Source organism: Microbacterium rhizophilum (assembly GCF_039605615.1).
GTDB classification, from domain to species: Bacteria; Actinomycetota; Actinomycetes; order Actinomycetales; family Microbacteriaceae; genus Microbacterium; species Microbacterium rhizophilus.
The window spans coordinates 132,222-157,500 of record NZ_JBCNUN010000005.1 but is presented as its reverse complement, the minus strand read 5'-3'; the positions used below and the strand labels follow the sequence as shown (position 1 = coordinate 157,500).

Sequence of the window (25,279 nt, the reverse complement as noted above, 5' to 3'; positions counted from 1 at the left end):
CGATGATCGATCGCGAACGCTTCCCCGTCGACCCCTGGCGCTTCATCGAGACGCGCTATTCGGGCGAGGACGCGGGTGTGACCGAGACGATCTTCTCCGTCGGCAACGGCTATCTGGGCCTGCGCGGCAACCACCCCGAGGGGCGCCACGCGCACGAGCACGGCACGTTCATCAACGGGTTCCACGAGACGTGGCCGATCCGGCACGCCGAGCAGGCGTACGGCTTCGCCGAGGTGGGTCAGACCATCATCAACGCGCCCGACGCCAAGGTCATGCGCATCTACGTCGACGACGAGCCGCTCTCGCTCGACATCGCCGAGATGCGCGAGTACGAGCGCGTGCTCGACATGCGCGACGGGGTCTACCGCCGCCGCCTGCTGTGGCGCACGCCCGCCGGCAAGGACGTGCTGATCGAGGACGACCGGCTCGTCTCGTTCGACGAGCGCCACCTCGCCGTGATGCGGATGACCGTCACGGTGCTCGACACGGACGCGCCCGTCACGATCAGCTCCCAGATGGTGAACCGGCAGGACGGCGAGAACGTCTACGGCGGCACGCCCGCCATGCTCCGCGGCGCCGCGCAGAAGGTCACGTTCGACCCGCGCAAGACCGACAGGATCTCCGAGCGGGTGCTGCACCCGCAGGAGTTCTGGCAGGACGGCATGCGCTCGGCGCTGTCGTACAAGGTGAACGAGTCGGGCATGACGATCGCGGTCGCGAGCGACCACATGATCCAGACCGACAACGAGTACGACATCCGGCAGCTGGTCGATCCGGACATCGCCAAGCACGTGTTCCGCGTTCAGGCCAAGGCCGGCGTGCCCGTCACGATCACGAAGACCGTGAGCTACCACACCTCGCGCGGCGTGCCCCCGCGCGAGCTGGTCGACCGCTGCCGCCGCACGCTCGACCGCGTCGCCTCGCTCGGCGTCGAGGAGATCCACCGCCGCCAGCGCGCCTGGATGGACGACTTCTGGAGCCGCTCGGATGTCCGCATCGCCGGGCAGGACGGCCTGCAGCAGGCGACCCGCTGGTGCCTGTTCCAGCTCGCGCAGGCCGCCGCCCGCGCGGACGGCTTCGGCGTCTCGGCGAAGGGCGTGACGGGATCCGGCTACTCGGGCCACTACTTCTGGGACACGGAGATCTACGTCCTGCCGTTCCTGGCGTACACGACGCCGCGCTGGGCCCGCAACGCGATGCGGATGCGAACGATGATGCTGCCGGCGGCCCGGCGGCGCGCGGGGCAGCTGAACGAAGCCGGCGCGCTGTTCCCGTGGCGCACGATCAACGGCGAGGAGGCCTCGGCGTACTACGCCGCGGGCACCGCGCAGTACCACATCAACGCCGACATCTCCTACGCCATCGTGAAGTACGTCCGCGCCGCGGACGACTACGACTTCCTCGAGCGCGAGGGCGCCGACGTGCTGGTCGAGACCGCGCGCCTGTGGGCCACGCTCGGGTTCTGGCGCTCGTACCAGGGCATCGAGTCCTTCCACATCCACGGCGTGACCGGGCCGGACGAGTACACCACGGTCGTCAACGACAACCTGTTCACGAATGTGATGGCGCGCTTCAACCTGCGCGCCGCGGCGCGGGCCGTGCGCGAGATGGCCGAGCGCAGCCCCGGCGCGTTCCGCCGGCTGTCCGACCGGGTCTCGCTCGACTCGTCCGAGCCCGAGGCGTGGGAGCGCGCGGCCGACGCCATGCACATCCCATACAGCGAGAACTTCGGGATCCACCCGCAGGACTCGCTGTTCCTCGAGCGCGAGGTGTGGGACCTCGAGCACACCCCGAAGGATCAGCGGCCGCTGCTGCTGCACTTCCATCCGCTCGTGATCTACCGCTTCCAGGTGCTGAAGCAGGCCGACGTCGTGCTCGCGCTGTTCCTGCAGGGCAACCACTTCACGCCCGAGGAGAAGCGCGCCGACTTCGACTACTACGACCCGCTGACCACGGGCGACTCGACCCTGTCGGCCGTCGTCCAGGCGATCCTCGCCGCCGAGGTCGGCTACCAGGAGCTCGCGCACCGGTACTTCGAGGAGGCGCTGTTCGTCGACCTCGGCGACCTGCACCACAACGCGGCGGATGGCGTGCACGTCGCGTCGGCCGGCGGCGTGTGGACGGCGCTGGTGTCGGGCTTCGGCGGCATGCGCGACCACCTCGGCGAGCTGAGGTTCGACCCCCGCCTGCCCGAGGACTGGCCCGAGCTGGCGTACACCCTGCAGTGGAAGGGCCGCGCGCTCGACATCGTGCTGCGGCGGAACGAGATGCGGGTGAGCGTGCGGCCGGGGGAGTCGGGCGAGCCCGTGGAGCCCGTGCCGTTCGAGGTGCGGGACAGGGCGTACATCGCGACCGTGGACGAGCCCGTGGTGGTGCCGCTGCACGACCAGGGCCCCGTCCTGCCCGGACGCCCGACGCTCAAGCCGTTCTCGGAGATGCGCCGCGACGACGGCACGGCGCTCGAGCCGACCGTCCCCGTCACGGCGTCGATCCCGGTCACCACGTCGATCCCGATCATCACGGACAACTCGGCGACGCATGAGTGACGTCCTGATCAAGGCCGACGAGCTCGCGCGGCGCCTCGGCGAGGTGACGCTGCTCGACGTGCGGTGGACGCTGACGGACCCGGATGCCGGCCGTCCCGCGCACCTCGCGGGACACATCCCGGGCGCCGTGTTCGTGGACCTGCACCGCGAGCTCGCGGATCCGTCGCGGCCGGCGAGCGAGGGGCGGCATCCGCTGCCGCCGGTCGAGGACCTGCAGCGGGCGGCGCGCGCGTGGGGCGTGACGACGGGCCGGCCCGTGGTGGTCTACGACGACACGTCGGGCCTGGCGGCCGCGCGGGCCTGGTGGCTGCTGCGCTACGCCGGCCTGCGGGACGTGCGCGTGCTGGACGGCGGGCTGACCGCGTGGGCGGGGCCGCTGGAGGAGGGCCCGGTCGAGCCGGAGCCGGGGGACGTCGAGCTGCGCTACGGCGCGCTGCCGGTGCTCACGGCCGACGACGCCGCGGCGTTCCCGCGCGTCGGCACGCTGCTCGACGCGCGGGCGGGGGAGCGCTACCGCGGCGACGCCGAGCCGATCGATCCGCGCGCGGGGCACATCCCCGGCGCCGTCTCCGCGCCGACCACCGACAACATCGACGCGTCCGGCGGATTCCTCGAGCCGGGATCCATCCGGGCCCGCTTCGAGGAGCTCGGCGTCGACCTGTCCGCCCCGATCGCGGTGTACTGCGGCTCGGGCGTCACGGCCGCGCACACGCTGCTCGCGCTCGCCGCCGCCGGGGTCGACGGCGCGCTGTACCCCGGGTCGTGGAGCCAGTGGTCGAACCTCCCCGATCGCCCGGTCGCCACCGGGCCGCAGCCGTGAGAGCTCCCGGCGTCGATGTCGGACCCCTCCCGTAGGCTGTTCGGGTGACCACCGCCCTGTATCGCCGCTACCGGCCCGAGACCTTCGGGGAGATGATCGGGCAGTCTCAGGTCACCGAGCCGCTGATGACCGCGCTGCGTGGTGACCGCATCGGGCACGCCTACCTGTTCTCGGGTCCGCGCGGCTGCGGCAAGACGACCTCGGCCCGCATCCTGGCGCGCTGCCTGAACTGCGCCGAGGGCCCCACCGACACCCCCTGCGGCACGTGCGACAGCTGCGTCGAGCTGTCCCGAGCGGGCGGCGGATCCCTTGACGTCGTCGAGATCGACGCGGCCAGCCACAACGGCGTGGACGACGCCCGAGACCTGCGCGAGCGCGCGGTGTTCGCCCCGGCCCGCGACCGGTTCAAGATCTTCATCCTCGACGAGGCGCACATGGTGACGCCGCAGGGCTTCAACGCGCTGCTGAAGCTCGTCGAGGAGCCCCCGGCGCACGTCAAGTTCATCTTCGCGACGACCGAGCCCGACAAGGTGATCGGCACGATCCGCTCGCGCACGCACCACTACCCGTTCCGCCTCGTGCCGCCCGCGGCCATGCTCGACTACGTCCAGTCGCTGTGCGAGCAGGAGGGCGTGCAGGTCGAGCAGGGCGTCCTGCCGCTCGTGGTGCGCGCGGGCGGCGGCTCGCCGCGCGACACGCTGTCGATCCTGGATCAGCTCATCGCCGGATCCGACGGGTCCCACGTCGCGTACGAGCGCGCGGTCGCGCTGCTGGGGTACACGCACGGCGAGCTGCTCGACGGCGTGGTCGACGCGTTCGCATCGGGCGACGCGGCCGCCGCGTTCGGCTCGGTGGACCGCGTGGTGCAGACGGGACAGGATCCGCGGCGCTTCGTCGACGACCTGCTCGAGCGCCTGCGCGACCTGATCGTGATCGCGGCGACCGGGCAGGGCGCCTCGGCCGTGCTGCGCGGCATCCCGTCGGACGAACTCGAGCGCATGGCGGGCCAGGCTCAGCGCCTCGGCGCCGAGCGGCTCTCGAAGACCGCCGACATCGTGAGCGCCGCCCTCGACGCCATGACCGGCGCGACCTCGCCGCGGCTGCAGCTCGAACTCATGATCGCGCGCGTGCTCGCCGGCGCCCTGGCGCCCGAGGCCGCGGCGATGCCCGGCGCGGCGCCGGTTCCCGCGGCCGCGCCTCCCGCTCCGGCTCCCGCAGCGTCGGCCGCCGCGGTGCCGGCGGCTGCTCCGGCCCCGGCTGCTCCTGCGGAACCGGCTCCCGCTCCCGCTGCTCCGCCCGCCGCGGCCGCTCCCGCCGAGCCCGCGCGTCCCGCCTCCGAGCCGGAGCGTCCCGCCCCCGAGCCCGAGCGCCCCGCGACGGCGGCGCCGCAGGCAGACCCGGGCCCCGCAGCCGGCTGGGCCACGGTCGCGCCCGGCACCGCGCCGGCCGCATCCCCGCCCGCGGCTCCCCAGCCCGCAGCGGCCCCCGAGCCCGCCGGCCCGCTGACGCTCGACGGCATCACCGCGGCGTGGGCCGCCGTGCTCGAGCGGCTGCAGGGCATCAGTCGCACGAGCTGGCTCGTGGTCTCGGGCGCCCGAGTGGTCGACGTGGGCGCCGACGACGTGCTCGTGCTCGGCTTCCCGAACGAGGGCGACCTCGGCAAGTTCAAGCACCGCACGCCGCAGGGCGGCATCAGCGAGGACCTCCGCACGGCGATCCTGGCGGTGCTGGGCGTCCGCGTGAAGTACATCGCGCGCCTGGACGCGGCCGGCCGCGAGGGCGGGGCGCGCGAGCAGGGCGGCGGCGGGCAGCGCTCGGCCGAGCCGTCCGACCCCGACCGAGGCCACGACGACCTCCCGCCGGAGCCCGACGAGCCGTACGAGCCCTACCCGGGCGAGGACCCCTACGCCTCCCGGGCCGCGGCGCCCGTCCGCCCGCAGCCCGGCGCGGAGCAGCCCCGCACGGAGCCGTCGCGCCCGGAGCCGGCCCGGCCCGCCCCGTCGCCCGCCGCGCATGCCGCGTCGCCCGTGACCGACTGGGCCGTCGCGACCATCCCGAACTCCGACGCGGCGCCCGCCCTGGCCGTCGACGACGACCCCGAGGAGGCCGCGGTCCCCGTCGCCGCGCGCGTCGTGACGCTCGAGCGCGACGGCGACGTGATCCCCACCGAGGTGCCGGTCGACACGGATGACGACGACCGGGACGACGACGCGGTTGAGCCGGACGCGCCCACCGCGCCGCCCGTGATCCAGACGCCGACCGTCACGGTGCAGCGCCGCGTGGTGCAGACCGACGGCGTGCAGCGCTACGGCGAGGCCGTCGTGCGACAGATCCTCGAGGCGCGCTTCCTTCACGAGGAGCCCTACGAGCCCCCGACCCGCTTCCAGTAAGGACGACCCCACCACATGTACGACGGCATCGTCCAGGAGCTGATCGACGAGCTCGGCCGCCTTCCCGGCATCGGGCCGAAGTCCGCCCAGCGCATCGCTTTCCACATCCTGCAGACCCCGACCTTCGACGTCTCCCGGCTGTCCGAGCTGCTGCGCGAGGTGCGCGAGCGCGTGAAGTTCTGCGAGATCTGCGGCAACGTCTCCGAGCAGGACACGTGCGCGATCTGCCGCGACCCGCGCCGCAACCCCGCGCTGATCTGCGTCGTCGAGGACGCCAAGGACGTCGCGGCGATCGAGCGCACGCGGGAGTTCCGCGGGCTGTACCACGTGCTCGGCGGCGCGATCAGCCCGATCGCGGGCGTCGGCCCCGACGACCTGCGCATCCAGCAGCTGATGTCCCGCCTCGCGGACGGCACGGTGCAGGAGGTGATCCTCGCCACCAATCCGAACCTGGAGGGCGAGGCGACCGCGACCTACCTCAGCCGCCTGCTCACGACGCTGCAGATCACGGTCTCGCGCCTGGCGTCGGGCCTGCCGGTCGGCGGCGACCTCGAGTACGCCGACGAGGTCACGCTCGGCCGCGCCTTCGAGGGCCGCCGAGCCGTCTGACGTCGATCGGTCATCCGTCGTCGTGTGACCGCCATCCGGGGTCAGATGTCGGGGGCCCGTGCCAGGATCGGGTCGTGCCATCGTCCCGCTTCACCACCCGCGGCTGGATGCTCTTCGCGATCATGGCGGTCGTGTGGGGCATGCCCTACCTGTTCATCCGCGAGGCGGTCGAGTCGTTCTCGCCCGCCGCGGTCGTCGCGATCCGGACGGGCGGGGCGGCGATCCTGCTGCTCCCGTTCGCGCTGCGCAAGGGAGCGCTGAAGCCGGCGCTGCGGAAGTGGCCGTGGGTGCTCGCCTTCGCGGCCATCGAGATGGCGGGGCCCTTCGTGCTGCTGGCCCACGCCGAGCAGACGATCTCCTCCGGCTCGACCGGCCTGCTCGTGGCCACCGTGCCGCTGTTCGCGACCGTGATCGCGGTCGCCCGCGGCGAGAAGGGCGCGCTGCGGCCCCTGCGCACGATCGGCCTCGTGCTCGGCTTTGCGGGCGTCGCGATCGTGGCGCTCGGCAGCGCGGGCGGCGCGCACGCCGACCTGCTGGCCATGGGCGAGGTGCTGCTCGTGGCGGTGCTGTACGCCACCGCTCCGTTCATCGTCGCCCGCAAGCTCGACGACGTGCCCTCGCTCGGCACCATCACGCTGTCGCTGGGCGTGGTCGGCCTGGTCTACACGCCCATCGCGCTGCTCACGAGCCACCAGACCCCCACGACGAACAGCGTCGTGTCGGCCGTGCTGCTCACCGTGATCTGCACCGCGATCGCCTTCATCGCGTTCTTCGCGCTGATCGCGGAGGTCGGTCCCGTCCGCGCGCCGCTGTTCACCTACGTCAACCCGGTCGTCGCGATCGCGCTGGGCGTCCTGATCCTGGGCGAGCCGCTCACCCCGGGCCTGCTGCTCGGCTTCCCCGTCGTGATCGTCGGCTGCCTGCTCGCGGCGGGCGGTCTGCCCGGAGGCGCCCGGAAGGCGCCGGATGTCGCCATCCTGTCGGACCCGGATCCCGTCACGCCGGCCGTGCGCGACCGCCGCTGAGCCGGACCGGCCGCCGCGCGCTCAGCAGGCTCCGCCGACCCCGGTCGCGCCGGGGCCGTACGTCTGATTCACCCGCGCCTTCGCCACGTTCGCCTCGTACGTCGTGCGCACGACCTCGACCGGCGGGATCTCGTCGCCCGGCAGGGAGCGCGCGCGGCGATCCCGCATCATCACCCATGCGACCGCCCCGACCAGGACGATCACTCCGACCGTCACCAGCGCCCAGTCCATCCACGTCATCTCGTCGCCTCCCGTCGTCCGGCTCAGAACGAGCCGCCCCCGTCGCCGCCGCTGAAGCCGCCGTCGGAGCCGCCGAACCCTCCGCCGTCGAAGCCGCCGACCCCGCTGTCTCCGTGGCCGCGCGGACCGGGATCCGGATCGGGGAGGAAGGCACCCGTGCCGGCGACGACACCGAAGGCGGCCGCGCCATGCGGCCCATGCGGATCCTGGATCCCAGGGGGATCGTCGTGCCTCGGGCGCCGCCGGCGCGCTCTCGCGTCCGCATCGCCGAGCGGACTCCCCTTGGCGAGGCGGATGACGACCGTCACGATCATGCCCACGACCACGAGGCCGAAGAAGACGCCGATGAGGGGCATCATGGCCTCCGGGTCGAGTGCCGGGACCGGATCGAATCCCATGCTGTCTCCTCCGCGGCTGTTGCCGCCACAGTAGCCCCCGGCGACTGCGGTGTCACCAGGCGTTCTGCACCGGAACGGCGCCGCAGGCAGGGCATCGCGTGCAGCGTCGTCCGTCCGGGGCGGGCGGGATGTCACATGGTCCGGACGGCATGCCGGGCGTCCCTAAAATGTGTGCAACAGGGCGGGCATCCGAGACGTCCTGAATCCCCAGGAGTCCCAGTGGCACTGATCGTGCAGAAGTTCGGCGGATCGTCCGTCGCCGACGCCGAGAGCATCAAGCGCGTCGCCAAGCGCATCGTCGACACGCGCCGCGCCGGCAACGACGTGGTCGTCGCCGTCAGCGCGATGGGAGACACCACCGACGAGCTGCTCGACCTCGCCGCGCAGGTCGCGCCCATCCCCGCGCCGCGCGAGCTCGACATGCTGCTGTCGAGCGGCGAGCGCATCTCGATGGCGCTGCTCGCCATGGCGATCCACTCGATGGGCTACGAGGCCCGGTCGTTCACCGGGAGCCAGGCCGGCATGCGCACCACCGCGGATCACGGCAGCGCGCGCATCGTCGATGTCACCCCGGTGCGCCTGCGCGCCGCGCTGGACGAGGGCGCGATCGTGATCGTCGCGGGCTTCCAGGGCGTCAACCCCGACAACGACGACATCACCACGCTCGGCCGCGGCGGGTCCGACACGACCGCGGTCGCGCTCGCCGCCGCGCTCGGCGCCGACGTGTGCGAGATCTACAGCGACGTCGACGGCATCTTCACGGCGGATCCGCGCGTCATCCCGCGCGCCCGCAAGCTCGACACGGTGACGGCCGAGGAGATGCTCGAGCTCGCCGCCAACGGCGCCAAGGTGCTCTACATCCGCGCCGTCGAGTACGCCCGCCGCCATGGCGTGCTCATCCATGCCCGTTCCACTTTCACCGCGAACGAGGGAACCTATGTCCTGGGGGAGGGACAGACCTCCCCCCGTCAGAGCAGCAAGGAGTCAGCCATGGCGGACGTCATCGGCATGGAGGAGCCCGTCGTCACGGGCGTCGCGATCGATCAGAGCCAGGCGAAGATCACGGTCGTCGGCGTGCCGGACGTGCCCGGATCCGCCGCCGCGATCTTCTCGCTCGTGAACAAGACCGGCGCGAACATCGACATGATCGTGCAGAACGTGCAGTCGGCCCAGCCGGGCCGCACCGACATCTCCTTCACGCTCCCGAAGCAGTCCGCGGTCGAGGTGCTGAAGGTCCTGACGGCCGCGCAGGAGACCATCGGCTACGACAACATCGTGCACGACGACCAGATCGGCAAGCTCTCGGTGGTCGGCGCGGGCATGCGCACGCACTCCGGCGTCTCGCTCACGCTGTTCGAGGCGCTCAGCACGACGGGCGTCAACATCGAGATGATCTCGACCAGCGAGATCCGGATCTCCGTCGTGCTGCGCGGAGACGAGCTCGACGAGGCCGCGCGCGCGGTGCACACCGCGTACGGTCTCGACAGCGAGATCGAGGCCACGGTCTACGCCGGCACGGGTCGCTGACCCGTGCTGCAGGGACTGGACCTCCCCGTCGAGCTGACCGCGACCGACGGCGCCTTCCGGGTGCGCGCCGCCGGACCCGCGGACCTCGACGCGCTGATCGCGCTGATCGCCGCCGACCCGGTGAGCGCCGCGCGGGGCGACACCGCGTCGGACGAGGACCGCGCCGCGTACGCGAGCGCGCTGGAGCGGCTGCAGGAGGATCCGTCGAACGTGCAGCTGGTCGCCGAGCGCGGCGGCGCCGTGATCGCGACGCTGCAGCTCACGCTCATCCCGGGTCTGTCGCGCCGCGGCACGACCCGGCTGCAGGTCGAGACCGTGCGCGTGCGCGACGACCTGCGCTCCGCGGGCATCGGCCGCGCGCTGATGCGCTGGGTCGGCGAGATCGCCCCGCGGCGCGGCGCGCACCTCGTCCAGCTCACGTCCGACGCCCAGCGCGTGGACGCGCACCGGTTCTACGAGCGCCTCGGCTACGAGGCCTCGCACGTCGGCTACAAGCTCCATGTCTGACGCGCCGTTCCGGATCCGCCCCGTCGCGGATGCGGATCGTCCCCGCTGGGCGGCCCTGTTCCGCGCTTACCGCGACTTCTACGCGCTGCCGCCCGACGACGCGGTGGTCGACACCGTGTGGGGCTGGCTGAGGGACGAGGCCCACGAGCTGCACGGGCTCGTCGCGGAGCGGGACGGGATGCTCGCCGGGATCGCCCACTGGCGCCGGTTCGCGCGGCCGTCGCGCGGCGGGACCGCGGTCTTCCTCGATGACCTGTTCACCGCGCCGGAGGCCCGCGGCGGCGGCATCGGGCGCGCCCTCATCGGCCGCCTGCAGGAGATCGCCGCCGGCGAGGGTCTGCTCGAGGTCCGCTGGATCACGAGCGAGACCAACACCGACGCCCGTCGCCTGTACGACCGCGTCGCCGAGCGGTCGCCCTTCCTGACGTACATCGCGCCGCCCGCCTGAGAGAGGCCTCCGCGCCACGCTCCGCAGGGTTCCTGCCACGGGGCGTCATCCCGGGCGGAGCACGTCGTGCCCGCCGGTACAATCGACCAACCCCACCCGCAGCATCCCGAGGATCCGCCATGACCCGCATCTCCGAATCCGGACTCTCCCTCGCCGTCGTCGGCGCCACCGGCCAGGTCGGCACCGTGATGCGCGAGATCCTGGCGGAGCGGGCGTTCCCGATCCGCGAGCTGCGCCTGTTCGCCACGGAGCGCTCGGCCGGCACGACGGTCGGCTTCCAGGGCGTCGACGTCGTGATCGAGGACATCGCGACGGCCGATCCGTCCGGCGTCGACATCGCGCTGTTCTCCGCCGGCGCGACCGGCAGCCGCGCGCACGCGCCGCGCTTCGCCGAGGCCGGGGCGATCGTGATCGACAACTCCAGCGCCTGGCGCATGGACCCGGAGGTCCCGCTCGTCGTCAGCGAGGTGAACCCGCACGCGATCGCCGAGGCGGTCAAGGGCATCATCGCCAACCCGAACTGCACCACGATGGCCGCCATGCCCGTGCTGAAGGTGCTCGACGCCGAGGCCGGTCTCGAGCGCCTCACCGTCAGCACGTACCAGGCGGTGTCGGGCTCGGGCCTGGCCGGGGCGAAGGAGCTGCTCGGCCAGGTGGAGGCCGTCCTGGCCCAGGATGACGTCCTCGGGCTGGTGCACGACGGATCCGCCGTCGACTTCCCCGCCCCGTCGATCTACGTCGAGCCGGTCGCGTTCGGCGTCATCCCGTTCGCCGGAAACCTCGTCGACGACGGCCTGAACGAGACCGACGAGGAGAAGAAGCTCCGCAACGAGAGCCGCAAGATCCTCGAGCTGCCCGACCTGCGCGTCTCCGGCACCTGCGTGCGCGTGCCGGTCTTCACGGGGCACTCGCTCTCGATCAACGCCGAGTTCGCGCGCGACATCACGCCGGATCGCGCGCGCGAGCTGCTGGCGGACGCTCCGGGCGTCGCGCTCGAGGAGGTTCCCACGCCGCTCAAGGCGGCGGGCAAGGACCCGAGCTTCGTCGGCCGCATCCGCCCCGACCTGGCCGCGCCGGAGGGCAGGGGCCTGGCGCTGTTCATCTCGAACGACAACCTCCGCAAGGGCGCGGCGCTCAACGCCGTGCAGATCGCCGAGCTCGTCGCCGCCGACATCCAGGCGCGTGCGACCGTCTGATCCCTTTCTCCTCGAGAACACGTTCCTCTCAGCGAGGACATGCCGTGTGAGCGCGAACATGGCATGTCGCCGTTGAGAGGACGTGTTCTGACGGAGGGGGCAAGAACCCGCGTTCTTGCACCGCTGAGGGACGCCCGCGGTCAGGGCGCGCCCAGACGCGGAACTAGGATGGACGGGTGAGCGAAACCGTCGACGTCGTGCTCATCGGTGGCGGAATCATGAGCGCCACCCTGGGCACCCTCCTCAAAGAACTGCAGCCCGACTGGAAGATCGTCGCCTTCGAGCGACAGGGCGAGGTGGCACAGGAGAGTTCCAACGCCTGGAACAACGCGGGCACCGGTCACGCCGCGCTGTGCGAGCTGAACTACATGCCGGACGCCGAGGACCCGTCCAAGGCGGTCCAGATCAACGAGCAGTTCCAGCAGAGCCGCCAGCTGTGGGCGTCGCTGATCGCCAAGGGCGTCCTGGACGAGCCGTCGACGTTCATCAACGCGACCCCGCACATGACCTTCGTGCGCGGCGAGAAGGACGTGGCGTATCTGAAGCGCCGCTACGAGACGCTGCGGCGGCAGCCGCTGTTCGCGGGCATCGAGTATTCCGAGGACTCACGCGTCATCAACCAGTGGGCGCCGCTGCTGATGCGGAAGCGCCGCAAGACGGACGAGCCGTTCGCGGCCACCCGCACTCCCTCGGGCACCGACGTCGACTTCGGCGCGCTGACGCGCCAGCTGTTCGGCCACCTCACCGACAACGGCGCCGACCTGCGCCTGAACCACGAGGTGCGCTCGCTCAAGCGGCAGAAGGACGGCACCTGGCTCGTGAAGTACCGCGGCAAGGTGGGCAGGACCCCCGGCCAGGTGCGCGCGCGCTTCGTGTTCGTCGGCGCCGGCGGCTGGGCGATCAAGCTGCTGCAGGCATCCGGGATCAAGGAGATCCGCGGCTACGGCGTCTTCCCGATCGGCGGCCAGTTCCTCAAGACCACGAACCCCGAGCTCGTCGCGCAGCACCGCGCGAAGGTGTACTCGCAGGCCGCCGTCGGCGCGCCGCCGATGTCGGTGCCGCACCTCGACGCCCGCATGGTCGACGGCGAGGGCTCCCTGATGTTCGGTCCGTTCGCGACCTTCAGCCCGAAGTTCCTCAAGGAGGGGTCGCTGCTCGACATCGTCGCGCAGGTGCGGGCCCACAACCTCGGCTCGATGCTGAAGGTCGGCGCCACCAACCTCGACCTCGTGAAGTACCTCGTGAGCGAGCTGCTCAAGAGCCGCGCGAAGAAGCTCGACAGCCTCCGCGAGTTCATGCCCACCGCGCAGGACGAGGACTGGGAGCTCATCCAGGCCGGCCAGCGCGCGCAGGTCATGAAGGGCGGCAAGCTGCAGTTCGGCACCGAGGTCGTCTCGTCGGCCGACGGCTCCATCGCGGGCCTGCTCGGCGCCTCGCCCGGCGCCTCGACCGCCGCGACGATCATGCTCAACGTGCTGAAGAGCTGCTTCGCCGACCGGCTCGCCGAGTGGGAGCCGACGCTGCGCGAGCTGGTCCCGACCTACGGCGACTTCCTGAACGACGAGCCCGCCAAGGCCGAGGCGTCGACCCGCGTCACGGCCGAGGCGCTCGCCATCACCGCGTAGCGCCGGCGCCCGATCTCGTGCCCGTCATCACGGTCTCGGCCATCGCGTTCATCCGCGAGGACGGACGCGTGCTGACCGTGCGCAAGCGCGGCACGTCGCGGTGGATGCTGCCCGGCGGCAAGCCCGAGCCGGGCGAGCTCCCGATCGAGACGGCCGTGCGCGAGGTGCGGGAGGAGCTCGGGATCGAGATCCCCGCCGCGCGGCTCGAGCTGCTCGGCGCGTTCGACTCGCACGCCGCGAACGAGTCGGGCCACGCGCTGCGGGCGACCGTGTTCGTCGCGCGCGAGCGCGTGGATCCGGCGGTGCAGGCCGAGATCGAGGAGCTCCGCTGGGTGGATCCCTCCGCGCCCGACGACGCCGAGGCCCCGCTGAACCGGGACATCGTCTTCCCGCTGCTGACGCGCCCCTGATCCGCCCTGGATTCCCCTCCCCGCCGGCGCCGGCCGCTCGTATGCTGGCAGGGACCCCCTCCCGGAGCACAGACGGACCGATGAGCGCACCCGAACGACGAATCGACGACGCCGACCCCCGTCGCGCCGTGTTCGAGTTCGACCAGGCCGTGGACCGGATCGCGGAGGAGGCCCAGTTCCTCGCGCTGGGTCCGCACACGCAGGCCGCGCGCTACCTCGCCGAGGCGCACCGGATGCTCGACGACGTGCGAGTCGTGATGCATCGCATCGACGCCGGCTCGCACGACCCGATGCTGCGTCCGAGCGCGCAGCGCCGCATGCACGCCACCGCGGTGCAGCTCGCGCAGGCGGGGATGCGCGACGCCCACCGCGTCGTGATCACGGCCCGCCGGCTGACGACGCAGATCCTGTCGCCCGAGGCGATCCGCGGCGGCACCGTGAAGGGCGTGATCGTCGGGCCGCTGCGCGACGGCGCCGCGAAGGTCACCGCGTGGAGCGTGGAGAAGTGGACCGGATCGCCCCTCGTGCCCGCGCAGCTGCACAGCACGACGGCGGTCACGACGGCGAACACCGCGGCCGAGCGGATCGCGCGGCGGGGCCGCGTGCCCGCGCGGCGCCTGAACGGCGCGACCGCCCGCACATGGCGCCGCGTCGGCCTCGCGACGGCCGTGACCGGCGGCGGCGCGCTCGCCGCCTACGGCGGGTGGACGCTGCTCGCGCAGCTGCTCGGGTTCCTCTAGGGCGTCTCACTCGTCCGCCGCCGCGCGTCGACCGATCTAGGCTGGATGCCGTGGCCAAACTGTACTTCCGCTATGGGGCGATGAACTCGGGGAAGTCGACGTCCCTGCTGCAGGCGGCCTACAACTACGAGGAGCGGGGCCAGCGCGTCCTGCTCGCCAAGCCCGCCATCGACACCAAGGGCGCCGACCAGATCGAGTCCCGCCTCGGCGTCACGCGCACGGCCGACTTCCTGATCGGCCCCGCGGACTCGGCGCGGGAGAAGTTCCTCGCTGAGCGCGAGCGGGTGCGCACGGAGGACGGCGCGCTCCTGCCCGGCTCGCCGGACGTCGCGTGCCTGCTGATCGACGAGGCCCAGTTCCTGACGGGCCCGCAGGTCGACGACCTGTTCCGGATCGCCGTCGAGGACGGCATTCCCGTGATGGCATACGGCATCCGCACCGACTTCCGCACGGAGGCGTTCCCGGGCTCCCGCCGCCTGCTCGAGATCGCGCACACGCTCGAGGAGCTCAAGACCATCTGCCGCTGCGGCCGCAAGGCGCTGTTCAACGGCCGCGTGATCGGCGGGAGGTTCGTGTTCGACGGCGACCAGGTCGCGATCGACGCGGCCAGCGCCGCGGTGCGCGACGAGCACTTCGTCACCTACCAGTCGCTCTGCGGGGCCTGCTACCTGGAGGAGTCCGGAGGCATCCTCGCGCCGTCCTGAGAGACCCGTCTCGCACGCGCTCGGGCGACGCTTCGCGAGCTCGACCCGAGGGCACCCACCCGTAGGCTGAGGGCATGAAGGTTCTTCTCGCCGGCGGAGCCGGGTACATCGGTGCGCACACGGCCGTCTCCCTCCTCGACGCGGGGCACGACGTCGTCCTGCTCGACAACCTCGACAACACCAGCGCGGTCGTGGAGCAGCGGATCGCGGAGATCACCGGCAGGAGCGCGCCGCTCGTCGTCGGGGACGCCGCGGACGACGACGTCGTGGAGCGGGCCTTCGCCGAGCTCGGCCCCTTCGAGGCGATCATCCACTTCGCCGCGCACAAGGCCGTGGGGGAGTCGACGCAGAAGCCGCTCGACTACTACGCCAACAACCTCGACTCGACGTTCGCGCTGCTGCGCGTGGGCCTGGCGAACGGGATCCGGTCGTTCGTGTTCTCCAGCACCGGCACCGTGTACTCCGATCCGGCGGATCTGCCGTTCACGGAGGACGCGACCCGCGATCTGGTCGAGCTGTCGAACCCGTACTCCAAGACCAAGCTGATGAACGAGGTCGTCCTGCAGGACGTGCAGCGGGTCAACCCCGAGGTCAGCATCACCTCGCTGCGGTACTTCAACCCGGTCGGCGCGCACGCCTCGGGCCTGATCGGGGAGGACCCGCAGGGCACGCCGAACAACCTCATGCCGTTCGTGGCACGCGTCGCGGTCGGACGCCTCGAGAAGATCGGCGTGTTCGGCGACGACTACGACACCCCCGACGGCACGGGGCAGCGCGACTACATCCACGTCGTGGACCTCGCGGAGGGCCACGTGGCCGCGCTGGAGAAGGCTCAGCCCGGATTCGCGGTCTACAACCTCGGCACCGGCCGCCCCGTGAGCGTGCTCGAGCTGATCGCGTCGTTCGAGAAGGCGATCGGGCGCGAGCTGCCCAAGGAGATCGGCCCCCGTCGCCCGGGCGACCTCGCCGCGACCTACTGCGACCCCGCGAAGGCCGAGCGCGAACTCGGCTGGAAGGCCCGCCTCACAATCGACGACATGACGCGCGACGTCTGGCACTGGCAGCAGCAGAACCCCGGCGGCTACGAGGGCTGAGGGGCCGCGAGCCGGTCGCTTCGACGCGCGGAGACCCGCAGCGGAAGGAGCGAGTCGCAGGAATGCGTTGCATGGTCTGACCACACGGGCTAGTGTGGTCAGACCACAACGGGGGAGGGTGATGTCCGAGACGCGCGCCTGGCGCACGGTGCTCGAGCGGATCGAGGGCGACCTGCTCGAGGGCCGCCTCGCGCCCGGCGATCGCCTGCCCGGTGAGCGCGAGCTCGCGTCCACCCTCGGCGTCGGACGCTCGAGCGTGCGCGAGGCCCTGCGGGTGCTCGAGTCGATGGGGCTCGTGCGCACGGCATCCGGATCCGGACCGTCCTCCGGCGCGATGATCGTCGCCGCCCCGCAGGGCGGGGTCGCCACGCTGCTGCGCCTGCAGCTCGCCGCCCGGGGATTCCCGTTCTCCGACGTGGTCGCCACGCGCGCGGTGCTCGAGAGCTCGGTCGTGGATGCGCTGGCGGTCGCCGTCCGGGACGGGGCGGATCCGGATCTCGCCGAATCGGAGAGCCTGCTGGCCGCGATGGACGCGGCGGATCTCGAGCCCGACGAGTTCCTCGCGCTCGACGCGCGCCTCCACCTGTCGCTCGCCGAGGCCTCGGGCAACGTCGTCGTCGCCGCGATCATGGCCGGCCTGCGCACCGCGATCGAGTCGTACGGACGCGAGGGCGCGGCCGCCGTCGCCGACTGGCCGGCGCTCGTGGCCGACCTGCGCGCCGAGCACGCGGCCGTCCTCGACGCGGTGCGCGCGGGCGTTCCCGAGCTCGCGCGCGAGCGCATCCGATCCCACATCACCGGCTTCTACGCGCGGGCGCACCTCACCGCCTCCGCGCCGTCACGGAAAGGACCCTGATGGTCAAGCGCCAGCTCCCGAACCCGAGGGACGTCTTCGAGTACGTCCAGCTCAAGAAGCCGAGCTTCAACGGCAAGGCCCGGCGGCTGCAGGATGCGCTCACCATCGCGGATCTGCGCGCGATCGCCAAGCGCCGCACGCCGAAGGCGGCCTTCGACTACACGGACGGCGCGGCCGAGGGCGAGCTGTCGATCCTGCGCGCGCGTCAGGCGTTCGAGGACATCGAGTTCCACCCGGACATCCTGCGCCCGGCGGAGAACGTCGACACGTCCACGCAGATCCTGGGCGGGCCGAGTGCGCTGCCGTTCGGCATCGCGCCGACCGGCTTCACCCGCCTGATGCAGACCGAGGGCGAGACGGCGGGTGCGGGCGCGGCGGGAGCCGCGGGCATCCCCTTCACGCTCTCGACCCTGGGGACGACCTCCATCGAGGACGTCGTGAAGGCCAACCCGGACGGGCGCAACTGGTTCCAGCTGTACGTGCTGCGCGATCGCGAGGTGTCGTACGGCCTCGTGCGACGCGCGGCCGCCGCGGGCTTCGACACGCTGCACTTCACGGTCGACACCCCGGTGGCGGGCAACCGCATGCGCGACTACCGCAACGGCTTCTCGATCCCGCCGCAGCTCACGCTCAGGACCGTGATCGACACGCTGCCGCGGCCGTGGTGGTGGTTCGACTTCCTCACCACGCCGAAGCTCGAGTTCGCGTCGCTGACGTCGACGGGCGGCACCGTGGGCGACCTGATCGGCCAGGCGATGGACCCGACCATCAGCTACGAGGATCTCGCGACGATCCGCGAGATGTGGCCGGGGAAGATCGTGATCAAGGGCGTCCAGAACGTGCCCGACGCGGTGAAGCTGATCGACCTGGGCGTGGACGGCCTGGTGCTCTCGAACCACGGCGGCCGCCAGCTCGATCGGGCGCCGATCCCGTTCCATCTGCTTCCGCAGGTCGTGCGCGAGGTCGGCCGCGACGCCACGGTGATGATCGACACGGGCATCATGAACGGGGCCGACATCGTCGCCTCGGTCGCGCTCGGCGCCAAGTTCACGTTGATCGGCCGCGCCTACCTCTACGGCCTGATGGCCGGCGGCCGCGCGGGCGTGGACCGGACGATCGCGATCCTGCGCAGCGAGATCGAGCGCACCATGAAGCTGCTGGGCGTGCAGTCGCTCGAGGAGCTCGAGCCGCGCCACGTCACGCAGCTCACGCGCGTTGCGCCGGTGTCGCTGGCATACGGCCACGCGGCGGAGGCGGCGGCGTCCAAGGCCGCGCCCAAGGCGGCGCCGGTCCGCACGCCGCGAGCGACGACCCCGAAGCCCGCAGCGAAGCGTGCCGAGAGCACCGCCGCGAGGACTGCCGGGACGCCGGGCACGACGCCGCTGGACGCCGCGAAGGAGTCGTCCGATGCCGTGGGCGCCGCCGACAGGGCCGTGGAGGGCTGAGCCCCCCGCGGGCCGAGAGATCAGCCCCGTTCGGGCAGGCTCTCCAGCAGCGCCTCGAGCTTCTCGGCCGTGTCCTCCCAGCCCTCGACCGCGACGCACTCGACGTCGCCCATCGCGAGCACGGGGTAGTCGTTGCCGTCCGGGTCCAGACGGTCGCCGTAGAACAGCATGCTCGCCAGCGCGACGCCGGTCTCCTCGGCGAGGCGACGCATGCCGTAGGCCTTGTCGATGCCCTTGCGGGTGATGTCGACCGAGGTGGATCCGCCGGAGCGCACCTCGAGATCCGGCACGCGCGCGGCGACTGCGTCGCGCAGCAGCGACTTGCGCTCGCCGGTCGGATCCCACGCCTTCTTGGCGTCGACGGGAGCCGCCTGGCCGAGCGCCGAGAACGTGATCTGCGAGCCGCGGTCCTCGAGAATGGGGCCCCAGGTCTGCGTCTCCCAGAGGCCAAGCCGGCGGGCCTCGTCCTCGACCGCGGTGAGCGCGCGGTGCTTCTCATCGGGCGTGAGGTCCTGCGCGTAGAGCATGACCAGATCGTCGCCGTCGAAGCGGAAGTACTGCGTGCCGCACGTGGGCAGGAGGTGGATGTGCGCGAGCGTCTCGGCGGGTGCGTGCGGCAGGCGCTCGACGACCTGCGTGCGGAACTGCCCGATCTGACCGCCGGAGATGATCGCGACCTCGACACGCTCGGCGAGCCGGATCAGCAGGTCGCCGATGCGCGGGTCGATCGGGCTCTTCGAGGGGGCGAGGGTGTCGTCCAGGTCGAACGACACGACGCGGGGCGCGGAAGTCATGCCCTCCAGCCTAGGCGGATCGCACCGCGGGCCCCGTCATCGGCTGGAGCCTCCGTTCCGGGCGATCCGGCCCTGATCCGGCTCTGTTCGTCGCACCCCTTCGGATCGGGTAGACTTGCAGGGTTGCAAAACGGGGTGTGGCGCAGCTTGGTAGCGCGCGTCGTTCGGGACGACGAGGCCGCAGGTTCAAATCCTGTCACCCCGACATCATGAGAAGGGACCCGCCTGATGGCGGGTCCCTTTCGCGTTCGGCCGCGAGACGCCTCGAGGCGGGAGGAGAGCGCGGGCACGCGCCGCCGCTCTGATATATGTGAGGGGCCCGATCGATATGTCCCCCCGCATACCCGAGGTGTTCAGTGCAGCACGACGCATCCCCCGCCGACGACGACCTCGCCCGCTTCGCCTCCGCCCTGAGGCGCCTGCGACTCGAGGCCGGCAACCCCACCCTCGCGCGCCTTCAGGCGGAGACCGGGATCTCCCGCACCGTGCTGTCGGAGGCCTTCTCCGGGCGCGTGCTCCCGAGCGCGCGGACCGTGGACGGGATCGTCCGCGCCTGCGGCGGAGACGTTCCGGGCTGGCACGACCGACGGGACGCGCTGGCCCAGGCGATCGCGCGCGTCACGGGAGCGGATGCCGGAGCGCTCGACGCGGAGACCGAGGCGCCGGCGTCTGACGCCGAGGGGCAGGACAGCACCCGCGCCGAGCCGCGTCTGCGCCGTCGCACGGCCGTCCTCCTGGCGGTCGGGGCCTTCGCCGTCGGCGCCCTCGTCAGCGGCGCGGCGGCCGCGCTCGTCGTCCACAACCTCTACTCAGGGCAGCTCCAGGCCGCCGGCGTCACGCCGGGGCCGCAGATCGCCGTCGACAACGGGATGGATCCCGCGCTCACCGCCTGCGTCGACGACGCGAAGGTGGTCTCCGCCGACACCCGTGCGGACAACTCGCTGCTCGAGATCGTCTGGTCGGACAAGTGCTACGCGGGATGGGGTCGGATCACGCGCTATGACGGGCTCGCCCAGGGCAACACCGTCACGATCGCGATCTACCCCCAGACCGCTCCCGACGGGCCCGACCGGCAGGAGGCGACGGAGCACGACGTCCAGGGTGCGTACACGACCCTCGTCGTGCGTCCGACACCGGACACGCTTCTGTGCGCGGAGGGCAGCTTCACCACCGACGGCAAGCGCATCGACCTCGGCGACCCCATCTGCATCTAGGCGCGCAGGCCGGGCCGCGGCTCATGCCGGACGCGGCATGCCGGGCGTCGGTCCCGCCCGCCCTGGCAGGATCCGCTGTCCGGATTCGTCCGATCCTGACTTTCCGGGCCTCCACGGACGCTCGGGATGGCGCGCTCCGCAGTAGACATGAGCTCCCCCCACAGAGAGCACGCCACGATGACAACTCCCCTCATCGCCCCCGTCGTCCCCGCGTCGGAGGAAGCGTTCGAGCGCGGCCCGCGCCCGTCCCACCGCACGCGGCGCCGATCCACCTTCCCTCCGGTGCAGACCGTCCCACCCGCCGCGCACTCCGCGATGCCGCCGGTCGAGGGCGCCGCCCATCCGCCGGCACGCTCGGCGCTGTGGGCGAAGGCGGCCGGCCTGTGAGGCCGGTGCTCGGCGTCGCCGAGGGCGCGCCGCTGCGCCCGGCGCAGACACGCTGTCAGGTGCTGGCGCGCGGACTGGAAGGCAGCGCGCACGCCGACCGCCGGGGGAGACCCCCGCGACTGCACTCGAGGCTTCGCGGCTCCTAGACGTCAGACCGCGAGGGCCTTGCGCCACTCGGCGGAGAGGTACTCGAGATCGTGATGCGGAACGGGGTGCCTGCTCACGCGCTCCAGCGTGTAGCCCGACTCCGCGAGTGCCCGCGCCTGCGGGTCGCGCGGCACCGATCCGTCGCCGGATGCCGTAGGGATCGCGTCGCCCTCCGGACCCGGACGGTGCAGGCTCACGGCCCGCAACGCGGTGCGCCAGCGTGAGCGGGCCTGCTCCTCGGCCGTCTTGATGAGCATGGCCTCGAGGATCCCGGTGTCGCGGCGCGGGACGAACACGCTGATGTTGGCGAGCACGCCGCCGTCGGCCGGCGCCATGAACTGCGCGGCGCCGGCGGGGCGGCCGGCGATCCGCGCCAGCAGCGGCACCCACGTGGCGGTCGCGGCATCGCGCAGCCGGGCCAGGATCTCGCCCGGATCCTGCGCGAGCGCGCTCGACCCGCTCTGCTCGCGCGTGACGGTGCCGGCGATCCGGACGTAGTCCAGGAAGTCCCGCGCATCGCTCGCTTCCACGCTGTCCGGCAGCGTGACCGGCAGGATCTCGACGGCGATCATCCTCGCCATCCTGCCAGGCGGGGTCCGGATCGCCCGGCGCACGCGCCCTGGGCGGCGAGGCCGGACCCGCTACGCGCGCGGGGCGAGCGTGATGAGCGACACCTCGGGACGGCAGGCGAAGCGCACGGGAGCATAGATCGAGTGACCGAGGCCCGCGCTGACGTTCAGGGGCACCACGCGGCCGCGGTGCGACCACATCGACAGGCCGCGGGCCTGGCGGAGCGGGATGTCGCAGTTCGCGACCAGCGCGCCGTAGAACGGCACGCGCACCTGGCCGCCGTGCGTGTGACCCGCGAACAGCATGTCCGCGCCGTGCCCGGTCAGGCCGTCGAGCACGCCACGATAGGGCGCGTGCGCGACGCCGAGCGTGAGTGGGGCGTCGGGCTGCTCCGCGAGCGCCGAGGCGGCGGCGTCCATGTCGTCCAGGCGGTGGTGCGCGTCGCCCACGCCGAACAGGCGCACGCGTGTGCCGCGCACCGTCAGGGAGGCCGCGCCGTTGTCCACGCTGTGCCAGCCGAGCTCATCCGTCATGAACGCGTCGAGCGACGCGGTGTCCAGGGGCACCGCCTTCTGCGGGCGCTTCGACGGGCCCTGGAAGTAGAGGAGCGGATTGCGCGGCCCCGGGCCCCACATGTCGTTCGAGCCGTGCACGAACACTCCCGGCACGCCCCGCAGCGGGGAGAGCGCGGTGCGGATGCCGTCCAGGCCCTGGGCGTGACCCAGGCTGTCGCCCGTGCTGATCACCAGGTCGGGACGCAGCGCGACCAGCCCCGCCATCCACCGCTGCTTGCGGTGCTGCCACGGGGCCATGTGGGCGTCGGAGATGTGCAGGATCCGGATGGGCGCGGCGCCCGGGTCGAGCAGACGCACGACGTGACGGCGCACCGTGAACAGCTGGCGCTCGATGCCCACGCCCCAGACGGCCGCGGCCGCGCCGGACGCCGCGATGGCGCCCAGCACGGCCGTGCCGCGTGCCAGCGAGCTCACTAGCTGCACTTGCGGGCTTGGTAGTCGATGGAGACCTTGCTGCCCTGCGTCAGCACCTCGCCGGCGCCCGGGCTCGTGCCCGTGACCTTGCCCGCGCCGGCTTTGCTCTTCTTCTCGCAGTCGCCGCGCTCCGGGACGAACCCGGCACCCGCGATGGCCGCCATGGCGTCCTGCAGCGACTGGCCCTTCACGTCCGGGACCGTGCTGCCCTGGCCGTTGCTCGGGCTGATCGTGACGGACGTGCCGCTCGGAACGCGGCCGGCACCCGGATCCTGCGTCTCGATCAGGCCCTCGGGCTGCATGCCCGGAACCGGTTCGCCCACGACGGGGCTGAAGCCGGCGGCCCAGAGGATGTTCTGCGCCTCCGTGACGGACTTGCCCACCACGCTCGGCAGGTCGGCCAGGATCTGACGGGTCAGGTTCTGGTCCGGCGGCGGGAACGGGTCACCGCCGTACGCGGCGTTCGCCGCGCCCTGGATGCGCTTCGAGATGTAGTAGCGCAGCTGCGACACCTGGCCGGCCGGGACGTACGTGCGGAACAGGTCCGCCTCGCCCTCGACGTTGCCGACCCACACCGCGGTCGCGACCTTCGTCGACGACTGGATCATCGAGGTCTGCAGCGTCTCGTGCGTTCCGGTCTTGCCGATCACGGGGGTGGCGTCGGGGGCGTGCGCCGGGCCGCCCGTGCCGCCGTTCATGACACCCGAGAGGGCCGCCGCGGCGGTCGCCGCGATCTCCGGCTTGATCTTCTGCTCGCACTTGCTGTCGGGGAGCTTCATCTCGTTGCCGTCGGCGTCGACGATCTTGTCGATGGCCTTGGGCGGGCACTGCAGGCCGTTGTTGGCGATCGTGGCGTAGACCGAGGCCATCGAGATGGGCGCGACGTTGAACGAGCCGAGGATGTCGTACGGGCCCTGCACGTTCTCCGAGATCTTCTTGCCGTCGCCCGTCTTGACGTCGAGGCGGTCGGCGACGCGCATGATGTCGCACAGGTTGAGCTGCTGCGCCATCGCGAAGTATCCCGAGTTCAGCGACTGCTCGGTGAACTGCCTGACGCTGCCGAAGAAGCCCGGATTGTTCGCGAAGTTGCCGATCTTCTTCGTTCCGAACGGCATCGGATTGCCGTCGCAGTTGAACGCGGGGAAGATGCGATTCACTCCGTTCAGCCGCTCGTTGATCGAGCGGCCGTGCTCGAGCCAGTCGAGCAGGGTGAACACCTTGAACGTCGATCCGACCGAGAAGCCGTTCGAGCTGCCGTGCTCGGCGTCGGCGGCCCACACCTGGGCCGAGTGGCCCGGCTGGGTGTTGAGGACCTCCGGATCCTCGCTGAACTCGGTGTTCTGCACCATCTGCAGGATGCGGCCCGTGTCGGCCTCGAGCGAGACGCCGGCCGAGCCGAACTGCATGCCAGGGATGTTCGTCGGCGCGTTGTCCTTCATCGCCTGCTCGGCGGCCATCTGCAGCGTCAGATCGATGGTCGTGTAGACCTTCAGTCCGCCGCGGCGCAGCAGCTCGCGGCGTGCCTCGGGGGTCTCGCCGAAGGCGGGATCGTTCTCGATGACGTTCTTGACGTACTCGCAGAAGTAGGCCGATCCGCCGGCCGTGATGCAGCCCTTCTGGCGGGGGTGGATGTTCGGCTCGACCGGGGAGGCGTGGGCCTCCTTGTACTCGTCCTCCGTGATCTTGCCGTCCTCGTACAGACGGGTCAGCACGTAGTTGCGGCGGTTCTCGGTGGCCTCGTAGCCGTTGGCCTCGCCGTTGACCTCGTTGTCCTTCTGGTCGATCCGGTAGTAGTTCGGGTTCTGCACGATGCCGGCGAGCGTGGCCGCCTGCGTGATGCTCAGATCCTTCGCCGAGACGCCGAAGTAGTACTGCGCGGCGGCCTCGATGCCGTAGGTCACGCCGCCGAAGTTCGCGATGTTGAGATACCCGAGAAGGATGTCGTTCTTCGAGTACTCCTTCTCGATGGCGATCGCGTAGCGCATCTCCTGGAGCTTTCGCTCGTAGCCGTCGATGCCCTTCGCCTGGGTCGCCTTCACCCAGCACGCCTCGAGCTCGTCCGCGGGTGCTTCCTTCTCGCACTCCTGGATCAGCACGTTCTTCACGTACTGCTGGCTGATGGACGATCCGCCCTGCGTGTCGCCGCCGCCGGCGTTGTTCAGCAGGGCGCGCGAGGTGCCGATCAGGTCGACGCCGCCGTGCTCGTAGTAGCGCGGGTCCTCGCTCGAGATGATCGAGTCGTACATGACCGTCGCGACCTCGTCCCACGCCACCGGGGTGCGGTTCTGGTCGTAGAACGACGCCAGTTCGCGCTGGTCTCCGGTGTTCGGGTCCTCGGCGTAGATCGTGGTCGGCAGCATCGGCTCGTCGACCTCGAGATAGCTCGGAAGGTTGTCGAACAGCGTGATCGCGCTCGAGGCCGCATAGCCCGAGACGGCGATCGCCGGGGTGACCGTCGCGGTGACGAGGACACCGGCGATGGCGCTCAGGCCGACGAGGCCCAGCACACCGCCGAGCACACCGCTGGCCGTCCTTTTTCCTTGAGGCATAGGGTGATCGTATGCCGTCAGCCTGAGCGATCTCCGGATCCCGGGCGCG

24 protein-coding genes and 1 tRNA gene are annotated in these 25,279 nt (G+C 71.7%); 19 read left to right on the top strand and 6 right to left on the bottom strand.

The window, feature by feature from the left end:
- Positions 1–2 precede the first annotated feature (2 nt).
- From AAD528_RS10665 to AAD528_RS10645, 5 genes are all read left to right on the top strand, one after another.
- On the top strand, positions 3–2,546 hold the full coding sequence (locus AAD528_RS10665; RefSeq protein WP_345752057.1) for a glycoside hydrolase family 65 protein: 2,544 nt from the start codon (positions 3–5) through the stop codon (positions 2,544–2,546).
- Positions 2,539–3,366: a sulfurtransferase gene (locus AAD528_RS10660; protein ID WP_345752056.1), complete on the top strand. Its 828-nt coding sequence runs from the start codon at positions 2,539–2,541 to the stop codon at positions 3,364–3,366. Before AAD528_RS10665 ends, AAD528_RS10660 begins: the two co-directional genes overlap by 8 nt.
- A gap of 44 nt (positions 3,367–3,410) precedes the next feature.
- Positions 3,411–5,756: a DNA polymerase III subunit gamma and tau gene (locus tag AAD528_RS10655; RefSeq protein ID WP_345752055.1), complete on the top strand. Its 2,346-nt coding sequence runs from the start codon at positions 3,411–3,413 to the stop codon at positions 5,754–5,756.
- Between the two features lie 15 nt (positions 5,757–5,771).
- Entirely contained in the window at positions 5,772–6,365 is a 594-nt protein-coding gene (recR, locus tag AAD528_RS10650) for a recombination mediator RecR (RefSeq protein WP_345752054.1), read from the top strand.
- A 74-nt stretch (positions 6,366–6,439) separates the two neighbouring features.
- Positions 6,440–7,390, top strand: a complete 951-nt coding sequence (locus AAD528_RS10645; protein ID WP_345752053.1) for a DMT family transporter — start codon at positions 6,440–6,442, stop codon at positions 7,388–7,390.
- A 21-nt stretch (positions 7,391–7,411) separates the two neighbouring features.
- Here AAD528_RS10645 and AAD528_RS10640 read toward each other — a convergent pair whose 3' ends face one another.
- Positions 7,412–7,630 (bottom strand): hypothetical protein, encoded by a 219-nt coding sequence (locus tag AAD528_RS10640; protein WP_345752052.1) that lies wholly within the window; start codon positions 7,628–7,630, stop codon positions 7,412–7,414.
- Positions 7,631–7,653: 23 nt separating this feature from the next.
- Positions 7,654–8,028: a hypothetical protein gene (locus AAD528_RS10635; protein WP_345752051.1), complete on the bottom strand. Its 375-nt coding sequence runs from the start codon at positions 8,026–8,028 to the stop codon at positions 7,654–7,656.
- Between the two features lie 219 nt (positions 8,029–8,247).
- On the opposite strand from AAD528_RS10635, the gene AAD528_RS10630 reads away from it, so the two are divergent.
- The 11 genes from AAD528_RS10630 to AAD528_RS10580 all read left to right on the top strand — a co-directional run bounded on the left by AAD528_RS10630 (position 8,248) and on the right by AAD528_RS10580 (position 18,580).
- Positions 8,248–9,555, top strand: a complete 1,308-nt coding sequence (locus AAD528_RS10630) for an aspartate kinase (protein ID WP_345752050.1) — start codon at positions 8,248–8,250, stop codon at positions 9,553–9,555.
- 3 nt (positions 9,556–9,558) lie between these two features.
- Positions 9,559–10,062: a GNAT family N-acetyltransferase gene (locus tag AAD528_RS10625; RefSeq protein WP_345752049.1), complete on the top strand. Its 504-nt coding sequence runs from the start codon at positions 9,559–9,561 to the stop codon at positions 10,060–10,062.
- The gene (locus AAD528_RS10620) at positions 10,055–10,510 is read left to right on the top strand and encodes a GNAT family N-acetyltransferase (RefSeq protein WP_345752048.1); all 456 of its coding nucleotides are present in this window, start codon (positions 10,055–10,057) and stop codon (positions 10,508–10,510) included. The genes AAD528_RS10625 and AAD528_RS10620 overlap by 8 nt, the downstream gene beginning before the upstream one ends.
- A gap of 119 nt (positions 10,511–10,629) precedes the next feature.
- Entirely contained in the window at positions 10,630–11,706 is a 1,077-nt protein-coding gene (locus AAD528_RS10615) for an aspartate-semialdehyde dehydrogenase (protein WP_345752047.1), read from the top strand.
- A 176-nt stretch (positions 11,707–11,882) separates the two neighbouring features.
- Positions 11,883–13,331 (top strand): malate dehydrogenase (quinone), encoded by a 1,449-nt coding sequence (gene mqo / locus AAD528_RS10610; RefSeq protein WP_345752046.1) that lies wholly within the window; start codon positions 11,883–11,885, stop codon positions 13,329–13,331.
- A 17-nt stretch (positions 13,332–13,348) separates the two neighbouring features.
- Complete coding sequence (locus AAD528_RS10605; protein WP_345752045.1) at positions 13,349–13,741, top strand: NUDIX hydrolase; 393 nt, start codon at positions 13,349–13,351, stop codon at positions 13,739–13,741.
- An 80-nt stretch (positions 13,742–13,821) separates the two neighbouring features.
- Entirely contained in the window at positions 13,822–14,481 is a 660-nt protein-coding gene (locus tag AAD528_RS10600) for a hypothetical protein (RefSeq protein ID WP_345752044.1), read from the top strand.
- Between the two features lie 50 nt (positions 14,482–14,531).
- Positions 14,532–15,185: a thymidine kinase gene (locus AAD528_RS10595; RefSeq protein ID WP_345752043.1), complete on the top strand. Its 654-nt coding sequence runs from the start codon at positions 14,532–14,534 to the stop codon at positions 15,183–15,185.
- Positions 15,186–15,259: 74 nt separating this feature from the next.
- Positions 15,260–16,279 carry a UDP-glucose 4-epimerase GalE gene (galE, locus tag AAD528_RS10590; RefSeq protein ID WP_345752042.1) on the top strand — a complete coding sequence of 340 codons (1,020 nt, stop codon included), beginning with the start codon at positions 15,260–15,262 and terminating at the stop codon, positions 16,277–16,279.
- A 121-nt stretch (positions 16,280–16,400) separates the two neighbouring features.
- Positions 16,401–17,135 (top strand): FadR/GntR family transcriptional regulator, encoded by a 735-nt coding sequence (locus AAD528_RS10585; RefSeq protein ID WP_345752041.1) that lies wholly within the window; start codon positions 16,401–16,403, stop codon positions 17,133–17,135.
- The gene (locus AAD528_RS10580; protein ID WP_345752040.1) at positions 17,135–18,580 is read left to right on the top strand and encodes an alpha-hydroxy acid oxidase; all 1,446 of its coding nucleotides are present in this window, start codon (positions 17,135–17,137) and stop codon (positions 18,578–18,580) included. Before AAD528_RS10585 ends, AAD528_RS10580 begins: the two co-directional genes overlap by 1 nt.
- 20 nt (positions 18,581–18,600) lie before the next feature.
- On the opposite strand, the gene AAD528_RS10575 is transcribed toward AAD528_RS10580, so the two are convergent.
- Positions 18,601–19,374: an HAD-IIB family hydrolase gene (locus AAD528_RS10575; protein ID WP_345752039.1), complete on the bottom strand. Its 774-nt coding sequence runs from the start codon at positions 19,372–19,374 to the stop codon at positions 18,601–18,603.
- A gap of 131 nt (positions 19,375–19,505) precedes the next feature.
- Here AAD528_RS10575 and AAD528_RS10570 point away from each other — a divergent pair.
- From AAD528_RS10570 to AAD528_RS10560, 3 genes are all read left to right on the top strand, one after another.
- Positions 19,506–19,579, top strand: a tRNA-Pro gene (locus tag AAD528_RS10570).
- A 151-nt stretch (positions 19,580–19,730) separates the two neighbouring features.
- Positions 19,731–20,588 (top strand): DUF2690 domain-containing protein, encoded by an 858-nt coding sequence (locus tag AAD528_RS10565; protein ID WP_345752038.1) that lies wholly within the window; start codon positions 19,731–19,733, stop codon positions 20,586–20,588.
- A 177-nt stretch (positions 20,589–20,765) separates the two neighbouring features.
- Positions 20,766–20,975 (top strand): hypothetical protein, encoded by a 210-nt coding sequence (locus tag AAD528_RS10560; protein ID WP_345752037.1) that lies wholly within the window; start codon positions 20,766–20,768, stop codon positions 20,973–20,975.
- A gap of 149 nt (positions 20,976–21,124) precedes the next feature.
- On the opposite strand, the gene AAD528_RS10555 is transcribed toward AAD528_RS10560, so the two are convergent.
- The 3 genes from AAD528_RS10555 to AAD528_RS10545 all read right to left on the bottom strand — a co-directional run bounded on the left by AAD528_RS10555 (position 21,125) and on the right by AAD528_RS10545 (position 25,230).
- Positions 21,125–21,694, bottom strand: a complete 570-nt coding sequence (locus AAD528_RS10555; RefSeq protein ID WP_345752036.1) for a hypothetical protein — start codon at positions 21,692–21,694, stop codon at positions 21,125–21,127.
- A 69-nt stretch (positions 21,695–21,763) separates the two neighbouring features.
- The gene (locus AAD528_RS10550) at positions 21,764–22,672 is read right to left on the bottom strand and encodes a metallophosphoesterase (RefSeq protein WP_375339608.1); all 909 of its coding nucleotides are present in this window, start codon (positions 22,670–22,672) and stop codon (positions 21,764–21,766) included.
- Positions 22,673–22,680: 8 nt separating this feature from the next.
- Positions 22,681–25,230, bottom strand: coding sequence for a transglycosylase domain-containing protein (locus AAD528_RS10545; protein ID WP_345752034.1), 2,550 nt, complete (start codon positions 25,228–25,230; stop codon positions 22,681–22,683).
- Positions 25,231–25,279 lie beyond the last annotated feature (49 nt).